Annotated in this window: 1 pseudogene; it reads right to left on the reverse strand. The window is 70.2% G+C overall.

Annotated elements, in window-relative coordinates:
• Nucleotides 1-198: pseudogene (locus tag SB753_RS40400) on the reverse strand (hypothetical protein); the annotation flags it as partial.
• Nucleotides 199-245 lie beyond the last annotated feature (47 nt).

Here is a 245-nt window from a genome sequence, read left to right on the forward strand (position 1 = left end):
GAACTTGCCCTCGTCGATGTCGCGGCCGCCGACGCGGAAGTCGAACACCCACTCCCGAGTGCGGATGCGGTCGGCGTCGCCCCACCAGCTCCGCTTGCTGTCCTCGTCGGCGAACGCCGCCCATACGCGCTCGACGGGCGCCGCATAGTCGCGGGTCAGGGTGAATCCGGAGCGCGCGAGTCGGCGTTCGATCGTCATCCCCGCCTCCTATCGGGCCAGAGTGACGTGGATCGCGCCGCTCTCGG

Source organism: Paraburkholderia sp. SIMBA_053 (genome assembly GCF_046534895.1).
Lineage (GTDB): Bacteria > Pseudomonadota > Gammaproteobacteria > Burkholderiales > Burkholderiaceae > Paraburkholderia > Paraburkholderia caledonica.